This window comes from Variovorax sp., from assembly GCF_965279555.1.
Lineage (GTDB): Bacteria > Pseudomonadota > Gammaproteobacteria > Burkholderiales > Burkholderiaceae_C > Variovorax.
Genome location: NZ_OZ257247.1, coordinates 2,866,479 through 2,883,478, shown reverse-complemented (window position 1 = coordinate 2,883,478; position 17,000 = coordinate 2,866,479). Strand labels below are relative to the sequence as shown.

16 protein-coding genes are annotated in these 17,000 nt (G+C 67.3%); 14 read left to right on the top strand and 2 right to left on the bottom strand.

The annotated features are described in order from the left end of the window. The 4 genes from ACQY8B_RS13765 to ACQY8B_RS13750 all read left to right on the top strand — a co-directional run bounded on the left by ACQY8B_RS13765 (window position 1) and on the right by ACQY8B_RS13750 (window position 4,578). Window positions 1–1,926 carry an ABC transporter permease subunit gene (locus tag ACQY8B_RS13765; protein ID WP_422087211.1) on the top strand — a complete coding sequence of 642 codons (1,926 nt, stop codon included), beginning with the start codon at window positions 1–3 and terminating at the stop codon, window positions 1,924–1,926. A gap of 34 nt (window positions 1,927–1,960) precedes the next feature. After that, entirely contained in the window at window positions 1,961–2,683 is a 723-nt protein-coding gene (locus ACQY8B_RS13760; protein WP_422087210.1) for an ABC transporter ATP-binding protein, read from the top strand. A 62-nt stretch (window positions 2,684–2,745) separates the two neighbouring features. Beyond that, window positions 2,746–3,630 (top strand): LysR family transcriptional regulator, encoded by an 885-nt coding sequence (locus ACQY8B_RS13755; protein ID WP_422087209.1) that lies wholly within the window; start codon window positions 2,746–2,748, stop codon window positions 3,628–3,630. Window positions 3,631–3,753: 123 nt separating this feature from the next. Further along, entirely contained in the window at window positions 3,754–4,578 is an 825-nt protein-coding gene (locus ACQY8B_RS13750) for a DODA-type extradiol aromatic ring-opening family dioxygenase (protein ID WP_422087208.1), read from the top strand. A gap of 30 nt (window positions 4,579–4,608) precedes the next feature. Here the strand turns inward: ACQY8B_RS13750 and ACQY8B_RS13745 are convergent, their stop codons facing one another. Further along, window positions 4,609–5,397 (bottom strand): GntR family transcriptional regulator, encoded by a 789-nt coding sequence (locus tag ACQY8B_RS13745; RefSeq protein ID WP_422087207.1) that lies wholly within the window; start codon window positions 5,395–5,397, stop codon window positions 4,609–4,611. A gap of 204 nt (window positions 5,398–5,601) precedes the next feature. Between ACQY8B_RS13745 and ACQY8B_RS13740 the strand changes: the two genes are divergently transcribed. Genes ACQY8B_RS13740 through ACQY8B_RS13705 form a run of 8 tightly spaced genes read left to right on the top strand, consistent with a single transcriptional unit; the run spans window position 5,602 to window position 13,945 of the window. Beyond that, window positions 5,602–6,858 (top strand): ABC transporter substrate-binding protein, encoded by a 1,257-nt coding sequence (locus ACQY8B_RS13740; RefSeq protein ID WP_422087206.1) that lies wholly within the window; start codon window positions 5,602–5,604, stop codon window positions 6,856–6,858. Between the two features lie 20 nt (window positions 6,859–6,878). After that, entirely contained in the window at window positions 6,879–7,787 is a 909-nt protein-coding gene (locus tag ACQY8B_RS13735; RefSeq protein WP_422087205.1) for a carbohydrate ABC transporter permease, read from the top strand. After that, complete coding sequence (locus ACQY8B_RS13730; RefSeq protein WP_422087204.1) at window positions 7,787–8,623, top strand: carbohydrate ABC transporter permease; 837 nt, start codon at window positions 7,787–7,789, stop codon at window positions 8,621–8,623. The genes ACQY8B_RS13735 and ACQY8B_RS13730 overlap by 1 nt, the downstream gene beginning before the upstream one ends. Before the next feature lie 22 nt (window positions 8,624–8,645). After that, window positions 8,646–9,869: an ABC transporter ATP-binding protein gene (locus tag ACQY8B_RS13725; RefSeq protein ID WP_422087203.1), complete on the top strand. Its 1,224-nt coding sequence runs from the start codon at window positions 8,646–8,648 to the stop codon at window positions 9,867–9,869. Window positions 9,870–9,880: 11 nt separating this feature from the next. Beyond that, on the top strand, window positions 9,881–11,128 hold the full coding sequence (locus tag ACQY8B_RS13720; protein WP_422087202.1) for an enolase C-terminal domain-like protein: 1,248 nt from the start codon (window positions 9,881–9,883) through the stop codon (window positions 11,126–11,128). A 10-nt stretch (window positions 11,129–11,138) separates the two neighbouring features. Beyond that, window positions 11,139–11,906, top strand: a complete 768-nt coding sequence (locus ACQY8B_RS13715) for an SDR family oxidoreductase (protein WP_422087201.1) — start codon at window positions 11,139–11,141, stop codon at window positions 11,904–11,906. Between the two features lie 23 nt (window positions 11,907–11,929). Continuing rightward, window positions 11,930–12,898, top strand: a complete 969-nt coding sequence (locus ACQY8B_RS13710; protein ID WP_422087200.1) for a Bug family tripartite tricarboxylate transporter substrate binding protein — start codon at window positions 11,930–11,932, stop codon at window positions 12,896–12,898. Between the two features lie 12 nt (window positions 12,899–12,910). Beyond that, window positions 12,911–13,945 carry an L-idonate 5-dehydrogenase gene (locus ACQY8B_RS13705; RefSeq protein WP_422087199.1) on the top strand — a complete coding sequence of 345 codons (1,035 nt, stop codon included), beginning with the start codon at window positions 12,911–12,913 and terminating at the stop codon, window positions 13,943–13,945. Window positions 13,946–13,971: 26 nt separating this feature from the next. Here ACQY8B_RS13705 and ACQY8B_RS13700 read toward each other — a convergent pair whose 3' ends face one another. Beyond that, window positions 13,972–15,429, bottom strand: coding sequence for a glycosyltransferase family 2 protein (locus tag ACQY8B_RS13700; protein ID WP_422087198.1), 1,458 nt, complete (start codon window positions 15,427–15,429; stop codon window positions 13,972–13,974). A gap of 128 nt (window positions 15,430–15,557) precedes the next feature. Between ACQY8B_RS13700 and ACQY8B_RS13695 the strand changes: the two genes are divergently transcribed. After that, window positions 15,558–16,130, top strand: a complete 573-nt coding sequence (locus ACQY8B_RS13695; protein ID WP_422087197.1) for a cytochrome b — start codon at window positions 15,558–15,560, stop codon at window positions 16,128–16,130. A gap of 8 nt (window positions 16,131–16,138) precedes the next feature. Next, window positions 16,139–16,990, top strand: a complete 852-nt coding sequence (locus tag ACQY8B_RS13690; RefSeq protein WP_422087196.1) for an alpha/beta fold hydrolase — start codon at window positions 16,139–16,141, stop codon at window positions 16,988–16,990. Window positions 16,991–17,000: the final 10 nt, after the last annotated feature.

The window sequence follows — 17,000 nt, the reverse complement described above, 5'->3', positions numbered from 1 at the left end:
ATGAAAACCAGCCATCTCCTCCTGGCGATAGCGGGCGTGGCGGCACTGCTGCTGTTCCCGATCGGCATCGACAACCCGTACTACATCCACCTGCTCGAGACCATCATGATCTACGCGATCCTGCTGTTCGGGCTGGACATCGTGGTGGGTTACACAGGCCAGGTTTCGCTGGGCCACGCGGGCCTGTTCGGCCTGGGCGCGTACGCGGCCGGCGTGCTGGTGTTCAAGCTGTCGGCGCCGTTCTGGATCACGGTGCCGTTCGCCATCGTGTTCACGGCCGGCTTCGGCGCGCTGCTGGCGTTGCCGGCGCTGCGCGTGTCGGGGCCTTACCTGGCCATGGTCACGCTGGCCTTCGGCACCATCATCCAGATCCTCATCAACGAGATGAGCTTCCTGACCGACGGGCCGATGGGCATCAAGCTCGAGAAGCCCGCGCTGTTCGGCCACAAGCTCGACGACCGCGAGTACTACTGGGTGGTGGCGGTGCTGATGGTGCTGTCGCTGGTGGTGGTGCACCGCATCCTGCGCTCGCACCTGGGGCGGGCTTTCGAGGCGCTGCGCGGCAGCCCGGTGGCCTCCGACTGCATGGGCGTGTCGGTGTACCGCTACAAGGTCTATGCCTTCGTCATCAGCGCCGGCTTTGCCGGGCTCGCGGGCTGCCTGTATGCGTACTCCGAGCAGTACATCTCGCCCAACTCCTACAACTTCGAGCTCACCGTGCTGTTCCTGCTGGCGGTGATCATGGGCGGGCGCAAGAGCCGCATCGGCTCAATGCTGGGCGCCACCATCATCGTGCTGCTGCCCAAGCTGCTGGACGACGTGGTGCTGTTCCGATACGTGTCGGTGGGGCTGGCCGTGCTGGTGCTGGTGGCGGCGGTGGTCGCCGTGCGGCGCCAGCGCGCCACGCCCGGGCAGATGGCCATTCCCGTGGTCGGCAGCATCGCGCTGGCGGGCCTGGCCTTCTGGCTGGACGCAATGACCGACTGGCGGCTGTCGATCTTCGGGGTGATCATGCTGTTCGTCATCTACTACCTGCAGGACGGCATCGTCGGCTTTGTGCGCAAGGCGCTGAACATGCGCCGGCCCGTGGCGTCGGTGGTGGCGGCGGATGTCGATGCGGCACCGGTCGATGCGGTGTCCACCGCGGCCCACGCCGGCGGCACCGAGGACGTGCTCGAGGCCTCCGGCGTGCTGATGCAGTTCGGCGGCCTGAAGGCGCTCAACAACGTCGACCTGCGCATCAGGCGCGGCACCATCCACGGCCTGATCGGACCCAACGGTTCCGGCAAGAGCACCATGATGAACGTGCTGACCGGCATCTACGTGCCGACGGCCGGCGCCATCTCATTCGGGGGGCGTTCGCTGGTGGGGCGTACCTCTGCCGACATCGCGCTGTCGGGCATTGCGCGCACCTTCCAGAACGTGCAGCTGTTCGGCGAGATGACCGCGCTGCAGAACGTGCAGGTCGGCCTGCATCACAGCTTTGCGAGCAACCTGCTCGACGTGGCGGTGCACACGCCGCGCTACCGGCGCGAGAGCGCGGCGGCGGTGCAGCGCGGGCTGGGGCTGCTGAAGTTCGTCGGCCTGGAGTCGTTTGCCGCCGAGGAGGCGCGCAACCTGCCCTATGGCAAGCAGCGCCTGCTGGAGATCGCGCGGGCGCTGGCGCTCGACCCGCAGCTGCTGCTGCTCGACGAGCCGGCCGCCGGGCTGACCGCGCCCGACATCAAGGAGCTGCTCACCATCATCCGCAAGATCCGCGAGCACGGCGTGACCGTGATCCTGATCGAGCATCACATGGACGTGGTGATGAGCATGTGCGACACCGTCTCGGTGCTCGACTTCGGCCAGAAGATCGCCGAAGGCGAGCCGGCCAGGGTGCAGGCCGACGAGAAGGTGATCGAAGCCTATCTGGGCGGCGGCGCATGACGGGCGCCGGCAACGCACGACCAGGAACCCCAACATGCTGACCATCCAGAATCTTTTTGCGGGCTACGGCAAGGTGCAGGTGCTGCACGGAATTTCGATCGAGGTGCCCAAGGGCAAGGTCGTGACGCTGATCGGCTCCAACGGCGCCGGCAAGACCACCACCATGCGCGCCGTGTCGGGAATGATCGCGCCCACGGCCGGCGAGATCACGCTCAACGGCAAGCGCATCGACGGGCTGGAGTCGTTCCACATTGCCAAGCTGGGCCTGGCGCATTCGCCCGAAGGCCGGCGCGTGTTCGCGACCATGACCGTCACCGACAACCTCACGCTGGGTGCCTTCCCGCGCCTTACGGGCAGCCGCCCGCGCGGCGACGTGGCGGGCGACCTGGAGCGCGCGCTCGAACTCTTTCCGCGCCTGAAGGAGCGCCGCACGCAACTGGCCGGCACGCTGTCGGGCGGCGAGCAGCAGATGCTGGCCATGGCGCGCGCGGTGATGCTGAACCCCGAGGTGGTGCTGCTCGACGAGCCTTCGATGGGCCTGGCGCCGATCCTGGTGGCCGAGGTGTTCCGCATCATCGAGCGGCTCAAGAGCGAGGGCGTGACGATGCTGCTGGTGGAGCAGTTCGCCGCCGCCGCGCTGGGCGTGGCCGACTACGGCTATGTGCTGGAGAACGGGCGCATATCGCTGCACGGGCCGGCAGCCAGGCTGCGCAGCGACCCGGCCGTGAAGGCGGCCTACCTGGGCGGCGGGCACTAGACTCCCCGTGTGAAATTTGAAGGAACCGAGACCCCCGAGCCTGGCCTCTTGCGGAGACGCCCATGGATCGCATGACCAGCCTGCGGGTGTTCCGCGAAGTGGTCGAGGCGGGCAGCTTCGTGGCCGCCGCCGAGCGCCTGGGCATGTCGCCGCCGATGGCCAGCAAGCACGTGGCGCAGCTGGAGAAGTCGCTCGGCGCTAGGCTGCTGCACCGCTCCAGCCGCCACCTGAGCCTGACCGAGGCGGGCACCGCCTGGTACGAGCAGAGCCGCCGCGCGCTCGACCTGCTCGACGCGGCTGAAGCCGCCATCGGCCAGACCCACGACGCGCCGCGCGGCCAGCTCAAGGTGAGCGCGCCCGTGTGGTGCGCCACGCCGCGCTTCGCGCGCATGCTGGCCGACTACCGCGCGCAGTACCCTGAGGTGCTGGTCGACATGCACCTGGAAAACCGCAAGGTCGACCTCGCGGCCGACGGCTACGACCTGGCCCTGCGCGCCACGCAGGAGCCATCGCCGGCGCTCATCGCGCGGCCGCTGTGCAGCGTGCCTTTCCATCTGGTCGGCACGCCGGCCTGCGTCGAACGGGCGGGCGGGTTGCCCGCGCTGCCGGCCGACCTGGCGAAGCTGGGCGCCATCGTGCCGAGCTATGTGAACCTGGAGAACCTCGCGCTCAAGGGCCCGGGCGGGCGAATGTTCCCCCTGCGGCTGGTGCCGGCCATGCGCTCCGACGACACCACGCTCACGCTGCACGCGGTGCGCTCGGACATGGGCATCGCCTACATGCCCTCGTGGCTGGTCGAAGAGGACATCGCCAGCGGGCGGCTGCTGCGGCTGCTGCCGGAGTTCCATTCCCAGCCAGTCACGCTGTTTGCGGTGTACACGAGCCGGCAGTACATGTCGTCGAAGCTGCGGACCTTCATCGACTTTCTGAGCGAGCGGCTCGGGTAGGGCGCGCCACCAAGGCTGCCGCTTCAATGTTTCCTGTGGGGAACTGATTCGATGCATCGGTGCCTGTCGATTTCCTTGCAGGAAATGTCTACAGTCGATGCAACGCTTTCAAGGAGCATCGACTTGACTCACGACGACACCCACGCTTCGCGCCTGCCGACCTATTTCATCTCCCACGGCGGCGGCCCCTGGCCCTGGATGAAGAAGGAAATGGGCCCGACCTACGACAAGCTCGCCGCATCGCTGGCCGACATGCCGCGCCAACTCGGCCGCAAGCCGAGCGCCATCCTCATGGTGTCGGCGCACTGGGAGGCGCCCGCCTTCACGGTGCAAGGCAACCCCAAGCCGCCCATGATCTATGACTACGGCGGCTTCCCCGCCCACACCTACGAAGTGCACTACGACTCGCCCGGCTCGCCCGAACTCGCGCAGCGCGTGCAGTCGCTGATTGCCGCCGCCGGCCTGCCGGTGCAGATCGACCCCGAGCGCGGCTACGACCACGGCATGTTCTCGCCGATGGCGGCCATGTATCCGCAGGCCGACGTGCCGGTGGTGCAACTGTCGCTGCGGCGCGGACTCGACCCGGCGGAGCACCTGGCGCTGGGCCGCGCCGTTGCACCGCTGCGCGACGAGAACGTGCTGATCGTCGGCAGCGGCCTGAGCTATCACAACCTGCGCAACTTCGGCCCGCAGGCGCACGGCGTGTCGAAGGCCTTCGACGACTGGCTCGACGAAGCGGTGGTGAAAAGCGACGCCGCCGGGCGCAGTGCGCAACTGCTCGACTGGGCTTCAGCCCCCGCGGCGCGCATGGCGCATCCGCGCGAAGAGCATCTGATTCCGCTGATGGTGGCTGTAGGCGCGGCCGAAAGCGAAGCCGGCGAGCGGGTCTATCACGAGGATGCCTTCATGGGCGGGCTCGTGGTGTCGAGCTTCCGCTTCGGCGCCTGAGCGGGTCCGCCCCCGGCGCCGGTCGGCGGCTCAACCGGGCGCGCCGAGCGCCAGATAGCTGTCGTCGCCATTGAGGCTGCAGTCGAGCGTGCTCGGCGCCACGTCGCGCTCGAGCACCTCGAACATGCTGTCGACGAAGTCCATCAAGCGGTCCGATGCCGCGATGGCCGCGTCCACGTCGCCGTTGGCCACGGCCTCTATCACTGCAATGTGGCCTTCGACCGTGTCCTTCAGCTGCACGTTGTCAGGCTTGTGCATGTGATAGATCCAGCCGATGCGCCGGAAGATCGTGTGCAGCGGCCGCAGCGTGCCTTCCACGAAGGGCTCCTGCGCGGCCGCCAGAAACAGCTGGTCGATCAGGCGGTCTGCCACGTTGAATTGCTCGATCGACATCTGCGCGCCGTGCTCCACCAGCTGCCGCTTGATGTGCTGCATGCGGTTGCGCTCCGATGCGCCGGAGCGCTCGGTGGCGAGCCGAATGACGAAGCGCTCCATGTCCCGGCGCAGCCGCAGCAGCAGGCGGTCGCGCGTGAGGTCGATGGGTGCGATGCGGATGCCGTGCCGCGGCGTGATCTGCACCAGCGTGTCGGCCGCCAGGCGATTGAGGGCCTGGTGCACCGGCGTGCGGCCATAGCCGACCATGGCCTGTAACTCGTGCGTGGCAAGAAAGCGGCCCGGCGCCAGCTTGCAGCAGATCAGCAGTTCTTCGATGCGTTCATAGGCCTGGTCCGACTGGTTGGCGGCGCTCTTGGGCGACGCGGCCGGCGCGCCGTTGTCGACGGAAACCAGCTTGGACCTGGCGGGGGAACGGGTGGCCATGGAACTCCTTGATTCGTCGGTCGAGCATAGCTGATATGCAAGGGAAATCACAGCGCCATGGTCAGTCCCTCCAATGCAGAAGGTGCATCCAGGGTTCTCCCGGAGCAGAGGGTAAGTACGAATAAATATCGTGAAATATCACGATATTCTTGCCACCTTTCACCGAAGAACCTGCGGCCCCGGCGCCGCCTCCTGGAGACCTGAATGAGAAAACTCTCGAGCCACCCGAGCCTTTTCGCCGGTACCGTTGCGTTGGCAGCCGCGGCTGTGTTCGCCTGGACCCTGCCAGGCATCGCGCATGCGCAGGCCAAGGAAACGCTGAGCTTCGCGGCGGCGACCTTTGCGGAATCGGGGCGCGGCGACAAGCTCAAGCTGTGGGTCGACAAGTTCAACAAGAGCCAGACCGCCATCGAAGTGCAGCCGCTCGCGCTGCCGTTCTCCACGTTGGCAAAGACCGTGTTCACCCAGATGGGCGGCGGGGCGGGGCCGGACCTCATCCGCTTCGACCTGATCGACTACTACGCCGCCGCGCAGGCGCAGCGCATCGTGGCGATCGACGGCGACATCAAGCCTGGCGACTACCGGCTGACGGACCCCAACAAGTACCTGGTGATCGGCGGCAAGCGCTACGGGGTGCCCTTCGAGATCAGCAACTACCAGCTGATCTACAACCCGCAGCTTCTCAAGGGCGGCAAGCCGCCCGCCACCTTCGACGAGTTCCTTGGCGCGGCCAAGGCGGCCAGCGGCGACAACGTGTTCGGCTTCGCCTATCGCGCCACCATGGCCGAGAGCAACGGTTTCTGGCAGGACCTGTGCAACTTCGTCTACGGCTTCGGCGGGCGCTGGAGCGACGACAAGGGCAACCTCACGATCAACAGCGCCAAGGTGGTGGAGGGCGTGGTTGCCTACAAGAAGATGTACGACCTCGGCGCCACGCCCAAGGGCGCCGACGCGGCCACCTACCGCCGCATGTTCTGGGAAAAGAAGCTCGCGATGGAGATCGACAACGGCGGTGTGGCGGGCATCTTCAACCAGCAGGCCCCCGACCTGCCGCTGGGTGCCGCGCCGTCGCCGTTCCCGACCCGCACCCAGGGCCTGATCCTCGCGCCGCTGGCCATCAACGCCAACACGAAGCACAAGGCCGCGGCCGTCACCTTCGTCAAGTGGATGATGCAGCCCGACAACCAGAAAGAGCTGCAGGCCATCCTTGGTGCGGCCAGCGTTGCCACAGTCGTCGAACGCACGCCTGAGGAGCTCAAGGCCAAGCCCTGGCTCAAGGTCTTCGACGACCAGGCGCCGTACAGCGTGCCGCAGCTGGTGCAGGGCTTCGAGGCGCGCACGCCCGAGATCCAGCAGGTGATCCTCGAGCAGGTGCTGCGTGTACTGCAGGGCGGCGCCGACCCGCAGAAGGCCATGGACGACGCGCAACGGCTCGTCAGTGCCCGCGTCCTGCGCAAGTAAGCCGGGCCAGGGCACTTGCAATGACTGCCAACAAGCAAGCCGCCTCGGGCGGCGTGGGGTGGGCGCCGTACCTGTTCTGCGCGCCCGTCATGCTGTACCTGCTGGTCTTCCAGGCCTACCCGCTGGTGCAGGAGCTGTACCTGAGCTTCACGCAGACTTCCCTGCTGTCGCCGGGCCAGCACGATTGGGTCGGGTTGCGCAACTACGCGGACCTGTTCGGCCAGGCCGAGTTCAACCAGGTGCTGCTCGTCACCGCGGTCTATACGGTGGCATGCGTGGTGTTTTCGATCGGCATCGGCCTGGGCACGGCGCTGCTGTTGAACATGCCGTTTCGCGGACGCGGCATCGCGCGCTCGCTCATCACCATTCCCTGGGCGGCGCCGCCGGTGGCGGTGGCTTTGATCTTCATCTGGATGTTCAACGGCCAGTACGGCGTGCTGCAGCACGTCTTCAACTTTCTCGGCCTGTCGTCGGGCATGGAAGGGTGGCTGGACAACCCCTCGCGGGCCTTGCCGGCGGTGCTGCTCACCACCGTGTGGCAGATCTTTCCCTTCACCTCGGTGGTGATCCTGTCGGCGCTTCAGGGCGTGTCCAGCGACCTCCGCGAGGCGGCGGTCATCGACGGTGCCGACAGGCTGAGCGTCTTCGGCGCGGTCGTATGGCCGGCCATCCGTCCGACGGTGATGCTGCTGACGCTGTTCATCACGATCTGGTCGCTGCGCCGCTTCGACCTGATCTGGCTCATGACGCAGGGCGGCCCGATCGGCTCGACCAACACCCTGGTGATCGAGCTGTACCGCCGGGCCTTCACGTACCGCGAGCTGGGCGAGGCCGCTGCGGTCGGCATGGTGGGGCTGTCGCTGGCGCTGGTCATCACGGTGGTCTATTTCCGGTTGACGGTGCGCGCCGAGCGCGCGGCGGGGCACTGATGAAAACAACGACGCTCGACTGGCGCCAGGCACTGCTGATGATCGTGATCCTCGGCATGCTGGGCATCACGGCCTTTCCGATCTACTGGATGCTGGTCACCTCGACCACGTCGTCGGCCGACCTCTTCGCGACGCCGCCGCACCTGCTGCCGGGCCTGGCGCAGTGGCACGTGTTCCGCGACGTGTTCGGGAGCACCGACGTCGGCACCTGGCTGGTCAACAGCGCGATCGTTGCGGTCGGCACCACGGTGCTGAGCCTGGCCCTCGCGGTACTGCCTGCGTATGCACTGTCGCGCTTCAGGTTCGCCGGCATCGCCATCGTGGGGCTCGCGCTCTTCGTCACGCAGATGCTGCCCGAGGCGATGCTGGTGGTGCCGCTGTATGCGATCTTCGGCCAGCTCTCGCTGCTCAACACGCTCACGGGCCTGATCCTGGTGAACACGGCCTTCACGGTGCCGGTGATCACCTGGATCCTGAAAGGCGCCATCGACGGCGTGCCGATGGACATCGAGGAAGCGGCCAGCATCGACGGCTGCTCGCGCCTGGGCACGGTGTTCATCGTCGTGATTCCGCTGATTGCGCCGACGCTGGCGGCCACCGCGGTGATCGCCTTCTTCCACGGCTGGAACGAATACGTGTTCGCGCAGACCCTGGTCAGCGCGCCCGAGCTGCACACCGCCTCGGTGGGCCTGGCCGGCTTCGTCGGCGAACTGAGCACGCCGCTGCACTCGGTGATGGCCATCGGCCTGATGTACACGCTGCCCGCCGTCTTCTTCTATCTCCTCGTGCAGCGCTACGTCGTTGCCGGCATGACCGCCGGCAGCGTCAAGGGCTGACCGGTCACGCAAGGATTGCATCGTGTCATCCATCTCCCTGAAAAACGTCACCAAGACCTTTGGCGCCAAGACGGTGCTGGGCAACATCAACGTCGAGGTGCCGGCCGGCGAGTTCCTGGTGCTGCTGGGTCCTTCGGGCTGCGGCAAGTCGACCCTGCTGCGCATGCTGGCGGGGCTTGAAACCGTGAGCGACGGCGAGATCCACCTGGGCTCGCGCCGCGTCGACACGCTGCCGCCCAGCGCGCGCGACATGGCGTTCGTGTTCCAGTCGTATGCGCTCTATCCGCACATGACGGTGCGGCGCAACATCACCTTCCCGCTGATCATGCGCAAGTTCCGCTGGTGGTTTCACATTCCGCTGCTGGGGCACTTCGCCAAGCGCCGCATCGAGAGTTCGCCCGAGGTGCGCGAGTTGGTCGATCGCACGGCGAAGATCTTGTCGCTGACCGAGATGATGGACCGCCACCCGCGCACTCTCTCGGGCGGCCAGCGCCAGCGCGTGGCGCTGGGCCGCGCGATGGTGCGCCAGCCCGAGGTGTTCCTGATGGACGAGCCGCTGTCGAATCTCGACGCCAAGCTGCGTTCGTCGATGCGTGCGGAAATCATCAAGCTGCATCGCGACCTGGGCGGCACCTTCGTCTACGTGACGCACGACCAGATCGAGGCAATGACGATGGGCACGCGCATCGTGCTGATGCACGCCGGCGAGGCGCAGCAGATCGGCACCCCGCGCGAGATCTACACCAACCCGGCCAACACCTTCGTGGCCCGCTTCATCGGCACGCCGGCCATGAACCTGGTGCACGCCCGCCTGGAGGGTTCGCAGCTGAGCATCGGCGAACTGAAGGTGCCGCTGCCGGCGCATCTGGGCGTTCGGGGCGCCGACAGCGGCGCAAACGTGCTGGTCGGCGTGCGGCCGAACGCGCTCGCCATCGGCGCCGATCCGACACAGCCGGGCATCGCAGGCACCGTGGGACTGGTCGAGCACGTGGGGGCCGAATCGATCGTGACCGTTCGCCTGGACACGGCCCGCACCGCGCACGACCGCGACGGCGGCACGGCCGACGAAATCATGGTGACCGAGGCGGGCTACAGCACGCTGAGCGCCGGCAGCAAGGTGCGCATTTCGCTCGACCTAGACCAGGCCGTCCTGTTCGCGGCCGACTCGGGCAAGCGCATCTCGAACGACATTCCGCTGCCTGCCGGCACGGCACACCCGGCCTTGCAACTCCAACCCCAGCACTGACGCATCCGCACATGGCAACACTTATCTCCGACGTGAAGGTCATCCTCACGGCACCCGAGGGCATCAACCTCGTGGTCGTGAAGGTCGAGACCAACCAGCCCGGCCTGTACGGCCTTGGATGCGCGACCTTCGCGTACCGCCACCTTGTCGTGCAATGCCTGGTCGAGCAATACCTCAAGCCACTGCTTGTCGGCCGCGACGTGAGTGCGATCGAGGAGCTGTGGCAGCTCATGCACCAGAACGCCTACTGGCGCAACGGCCCGGCCGAGAACAACGCGATCTCCGGTGTCGACATGGCGCTGTGGGACATCAAGGGAAAGATGGCCGGCATGCCGGTCTACCAGCTGTTCGGCGGCAAGGTGCGAGAAGGCGTGCCCATCTACCGCCACGCCGATGGCCGCGACCTGGCCGAGCTGTGCGACAACATCCAGGGCTACATGGCGCAGGGCATCACCCACATCCGCTGCCAGAGCGGCGGTTATGGCGGCGGTGGGTTCGGCAAGGCTCCCTCGACCGCGCCGCGCGGCGCGCCCGATGGCGTCTACCTGGACAGCCGCAGCTACATGCGCGACACCCTCAAGCTCTTCGAGGGCATCCGCGGCAAGGTGGGTTTCGACGTGGCGCTGTGCCATGACGTGCACGAGCGCCTGAGCCCGATCGAGGCGATCCGGTTCGCCTGCGAGATGGAGCGCTTCGAGCTGTTCTTCCTGGAAGACGCGATTCCGCTGGAGGAGGGAAAGTGGCTGCGCCAGCTGCGCGAGAAGACGCGCATTCCCCTGGCGCAGGGTGAGCTTTTCAACAACCCCTATGAGTGGAAGACGCTCATCGCCGAACAACTCATCGACTTCATCCGAGTCCACCTGAGCCAGATCGGCGGCATCACGCCCGGGCGCAAGCTGCAGCTCTTTGCCGAGCAGTTCGGCGTGAAGACCGCGTGGCACGGGCCCGGCGACATGTCGCCGGTGGCGCACGCGGCCAACATCCACATCGACCTGGCCGCGCGCAATTTCGGCGTGCAGGAATGGTCGGGCGTGCAGCCGCCGAACTTCGTGATCCAGGACCTGAAGGGCCCGCCCGGTGCATTGCTGGACGTGTTCCCCGGCTTGCCTGAATTCAAGGACGGCTATGTCTACGCCAACGACAAGCCGGGCCTGGGCGTGGACATCAATGAAGAAGAGGCGCGCAAGTACCCCTGCGAGAACGTCATCACCACCTGGACGCAGACGCGACTGGTCGACGGCACGCTCCAAACCCCCTGAGGAATCCATCATGTCCACCCAACTCTTCAGCCTCGCGGGCAAGACCGCGCTCGTCACCGGTTCGTCGCGCGGCCTTGGTTTTGCCATTGCCGACGGGCTGGCCGCCGCGGGTGCGCGGCTGGTGCTCAACGGTGTCGACGCGGCACGGCTCGAGACTTCCGCCGCGACATTGCGCGACAAGGGCTACGTCGTCGAGGCTTGCGCGTTCGACGTGTGCGACGAAGCCGCGGTCGTGGCCGCCTTCGAGAAGCTCGATGCGGCGGGCATTGCCGTCGACATCCTGGTCAACAACGCCGGCGTGCAATACCGCAAGCCGATGGTCGAGCTGGCCACGGACGACTGGCGACGCGTGATCGAGACCAATCTCACCAGCGCCTTCGTGGTGGGGCGCGAGGCAGCCAGGCGAATGATTCCGCGCGGCTGCGGCAAGGTGATCAACATCGGCTCTCTCACCAGCGAACTGGCGCGGGCCACGGTGGCGCCGTACACGGTCGCCAAGGGCGGCATCAAGATGCTCACCCGCGCGATGACGGCCGAATGGGCGAGCCACAACATCCAGGCCAACGCCATCGGTCCGGGCTACATGCTCACGGACATGAACCAGGCGCTCATCGACAACCCGAGCTTCGATGCGTGGGTGAAAGGGCGCACGCCGGCGGGTCGATGGGGCAAGCCGGAAGAACTCATCGGCACCGCCGTCTTTCTGGCGTCGGAAGCATCCAACTACGTGAGCGGGCAAATCATCTATGTCGATGGCGGCATGGTGTCCGTGCTCTGACGGTCATTGAAGGAGACATCAACATGAAGCGCTTTCGCCTTCCCTGTGCCGCCGCCGCGACTTTCGCGGGCGTGCTGCTGACCTCGTCTGCCGTGCATGCGGCCGACTACCCCACGCGGCCGATCGAAGTGATCGTGCCTTCGTCCGCCGGCGGCGGCACCGACGTGATGGCCCGGATCTTTGCCGACGCCGCGAAGAAGAACGTGCCTCAGCCGCTGATCGTCGTCAACAAGCCCGGCGCGGGCGGCGGCATCGGCATGACCGAGGCGCAGCGCGCGCCGGCCGACGGCTACAAGATCGGCGTGATCATCTCGGAGCTGGCGATCATTCCGCACCTGAACATGACGAAGGTGACCACCGCCGACTTCATCCCGATCGCGCGGCTCAACGGCGACCCCGGCGTGATCGCTGTGCGGGCCGAATCACCCTACAAGACCATCGACGACCTGCTGGCCGCGGCACGCAAGCAGGAGGGCGTGGTGTCGATGGGCAATGCCGGCACCGGCACGATCTGGCACCTGGCGGCCGCGGCCGTCGAGCAGAAGGCGCAGGTGCGCTTCAACCACGTGCCGTTCCAGGGCGCGGCGCCCAGCGTAGGCGCGCTGGTCGGCGGGCATGTGGATGCGATCACCGTGAGCCCGGCCGAGATCGGCTCGCACGTGGCTGCGGGCAAGGTGCGCGTGCTGGTCGCAATGGCCGACCGGCGGCTGCCCGCGCCCTACGACAAGGTTCCGACATTCAAGGAGAAGGGTGTCGACCTCGTCGTGGGAACCTGGCGCGGGCTGGGCGTGCCGCTGAACACGCCGCCCGAAGTCGTCAAGTTCCTGCGCGACGCGACCCGCAAGACAGCCGAAGACCCGGCATTCCGGGATGCGCTGCTCAGGGCCAACCTGCAGCCGGCCTACATGGAGGGCGAGCAGTTCCAGGTCTTCATGAACAGCCAGTCCGCCTACTTCAAGTCGCTGCTTGCCAGCGTCGATCTCAAGAAATAACAGGCCATCACCATGGAAGCTCTAGTCATACATGCCCCCGGCGACCTGCGCGTGGAGGAATTCGAAACCGCCGAGCTGGGTGCGGGCCAGTTGCAGGTGCGTGTGCGTTGCGGCGGCATCTGCGGGTCGGACCTGCACTACTACCAGCACGGAGGCTTCGGCGCCATCCGCATCAAGGAGCCGATGGTGCTGGGTCACGAAGTGGCCGGGGTGATCGAGGCGGTCGGCGCGGGCGTGACGGACTTCAAGCCGGGCGAACGCATCGCGATCAGCCCGAGCCGCCCGTGCGGCCTCTGCAGCTATTGCCAGCAGGGGCTGCAGAACCACTGCCTGGACATGCGCTACTACGGCAGTGCGATGCGCACGCCCCACGTGCAAGGCGCGTTCCGCCAGCAGATCGTGGTCGAGACGCACCAGGCGCACCGGCTGGCCGATTCGCTCAGCGATGCCGAAGGCTCCATGGCCGAGCCTTTCGCGGTGGCGCTGCATGCGGTGCGGCGTGCCGGCTCATTGCTTGGCAAGCGCGTGCTGGTCACGGGCTGCGGCCCGATCGGCGCGCTGGCGATCATTGCGGCGCGGCGCGCCGGCGCGAGCCACATCGTCGCAACCGATGTGGGCGCGCATACCTTGGGCAAGGCGCTCAAGGTCGGCGCGGACGAGATCGTCAACGTTGCGCAAACCCCTGACGGCCTGGCGCGGTTCACAGCCGACAAAGGCAGCTTCGACGTGCTGTTCGAGGCCAGCGGCAATGCCCGCGCGCTGGTCGGTGCGTTCGATGCGCTGCGCCCGCGCGGCGTCATCGTGCAACTGGGCCTGGGCGGTGACATGAGCTTGCCGATCAACACCATCGTGGCCAAGGAGTTCGATCTGCGCGGCGCGTTCCGCTTCCACGAAGAGTTCGCGGTGGCGGTCGAGTTGCTCAACAAGGGCCTGGTCGACGTGAAGCCATTGATTTCCGCAACGCTGTCCTATCGCGATTCCGCGCGGGCGTTCGCGCTGGCGGCGGACCGGTCCCGGTCGATGAAGGTGATCCTGAATTTCGACTGATGCCCTCGGGGCGTGGCGGCGCTTTTCTAGCTGCGCCGAACCCCGTCGGCATCCACCAGCCCCACGCGCGTCTGCCGCCCCCAGGTTCCGCGCCCGGTCAGGAAGCTCCACCATCCCCAGGCCGCACCCGTGTGCCGCAGGATCTGGAAGGTGAAGGGCTCGACCAGCGCCGCCAGGAAGGCCTGCGCCATGTTGGCTTCGCTGCGCTGGCCGATCCAGCGGCGGTACAGGAACACAGACCACAGGTGAAAGACCAGGTCGAGCACGATCTTCGCGCCGATCACGCCGGCCACCGGCGCCAGCACGCCGAAGTTGCCGCGCACCAGGTACATCAGCAGCAGGCCGAAGGCGGCCAGCCCGTAGAGCGGCTGCAGCGTGTCGATGGCCTTCACGGGCAGCATCGCGATGCCGAGCCAGCCATAGCGCCGGTCGCCGACCATCGCGCGATACCAGTACTGGGTCTGCAGGAAGCCGCCGAACCAGCGGCGGCGCTGGCGCAGGAAGGCACCGGTGCTGCTCGGCGCGTCGGTGTGGGCCTGCGCGTCGCCCAGCACGCGCACGGTCCATGGCAGGCCGTGCGCCTGGGCGTGGCGGTGCAGGCGGTGGATGAGTTCGTAGTCTTCGACCAGGCAGTCGGTGTCGAAGCCGCCCACTGCGCGCACCGCATCGGTGCGAAAGCCGGCAAAGGCGCCCGAGATCAGCAACAGCCCATTGACGCGCATCCACGCATAGCGCGACAGGAAGTTGCGGATGTACTCGTACGTCTGGAACCACTGGAAGCAGCGCCCGGCCAGCGTGCGGCTGCACACCGGCGTGATGACGCCGGTGGCCGCCACGAGGTCGGGTTCGTCGGAAAAAGCCTGGCGGACCGCGCCGATGGCCTTGCTGTCGAGCAGCGTGTCGCCGTCCACCGTGAGCACGGTGTCGGTGTCGATGCACTGGATGGCCGCGTTCAGCGCCACCGCCTTGCCGCCGTGCGGCAGCCGCAGCCAGTAGAGCGCCGGGTGCGTGGCGCTGGCTGCGCTCAGCTCGCCCAGGGCCGGCGCGACAAGGCCGTAGCGCGTGGTGAGAAGCTCGGCGGTGCCGTCGCTCGAGCCGTCGTCGGCGATCACGATGCGGTCGGGTACGTCGGTCTGGCCGAGCAGGGCGGCCAGCGTGACGGGCAGCACGGCGCACTCGTTGTGCGAGGCGACGATCACGCCCAGCGTGGTGCGGCGGCCGGTGCCGTCCGGTTGGGAAGGAGGGCGGGGGCGCAGGATCGGCAGCGTCATCCACCCGACGAACAGCAGCAGCACCGTGTCGTAGAGCACATAGGCCACGCCCACCGACCATGCGCCGACGTTGCCGACGCGGAAGGCCATCGCGAAAAGCAGGCCCCACAGCACGAGCACGCCGCCGTGGATCAGCCAGCTTCGCAGCGGGGTGGCGGGGGGGGACAGGCGCGGCGATGCGGCCAGAAACGCGGAATGAAGGGAATTGTTCAAGAGAAGATGCCTGGGCGACGAACGGTCATACGCAAGAACATGGTCAGCGGTTTCGGAAAAGCCCGGATACAACCGGGACAATCGCAAAAGTCACTGACAGACTCGGCCCACGCCTGAAAATTCCCCGCATGCTCCCACAAACCCGCTACACCCGAACCGCGATGGCCTTGCACTGGCTCATCGCCGTGCTCATGGCCGTCAACATCGCGCTGATCCTGCTGGTCGACCAGTACCCCGACGACTGGGTGCGCCCGGCGGTCGACACCCACAAGTCGATCGGCATCACGGTGCTGGGGCTGGTCATTCTGCGAATCCTCTGGCGCTTCACGCACAAGCCGCCGGCCATGCCGGGCTCCTATGGCGCGTTCGAACGCTTTGCCGCGCACGCGGCCCACGGCGTGCTGTACCTGCTGATGGTGCTGCTGCCGTTGTCGGGCTGGATGCACGACTCGGCCTGGAAGGACGCCGGCACCCACCCGATGTACCTGTTCGGCCTGTTCGAGTGGCCGCGCATCGGCTGGATCATGGCCATCGAGCCCACTCTCAAGGAAACCTGGCACACCGTTCTGGGCGGCGTGCACGCCTGGGCCGGCTATGTGCTGTACGTGATGTTCGGGCTGCACGTGCTGGGCGCGCTGAAGCACCAGTTCCTGGACGGCGAGCGCGAGCTGCAACGCATGTGGCCGGGAGCGCGCGGATGAGCGGCGACATGAATGAAGAAGAAGCGCGCGCAGCCATCGCGCGCGTCGATGCGCTCTCTACCCATCACGACCCGGTTCACGCCGGCGTGCGCGTGCGCTGGCGCCGCTTCGGCACCGACACCAGCCGGCCGCCCCTGGTGCTGCTGCACGGCGGCCACGGCAGCTGGATGCACTGGCTGCGCAACGCCGAGGCGCTGTCGGCCGGCCGCACGCTGTGGCTGCCCGACATGCCGGGCTTCAACGAATCCGATGCGCCGCCGCGCGTGGCACCCGGCGAAGACTCGCTGCCGCCCTTGCTCGATGCGCTGGGCGGCACGCTCGACCAGCTGATCGGCGCAGGCACGCCAATCGACCTGGGCGGCTTTTCCTTCGGCGGACTGACGGCCGCGCGCTTCGCCGTGCGGCGCGGCGCCATCCGCCGGCTTGCGCTGGTGGGCAGCGGCGGCCACGGCACCCTGCGGCGCATGACGGTGCAGATGATCAACTGGCGCTCCGCCCCCGACCGCGAACACGAGCGCGCCGCGCTGCTGCACAACCTGGCCGCGCTGATGCTGCACGACAAGGCCGCCATCGACGCGCTGGCCTTCGAGATCCACGACATCTCCTGCCACGGCACGCGTTTTCGCAGCAAGGAGGTGTCGCTGTCGGGCGGCCTGCAGCAGGCTATCGGCACACTCGGCGTGCCCACGCTGCTGCTGTGGGGCGAGTTCGACGTGACCGCCGATCCGCGCCCGCTGGTGGCGCGGCTGGTGGCGGAAGGCCCGGGGCGCGAGGGCGCGGTGATCGACGGTGCCGGGCACTGGGCGCAGTACGAGCGCGCCGACGAGGTCAATGCGCGCTTGCTGCGGTTCCTGGCCTGACGCTTCCCAA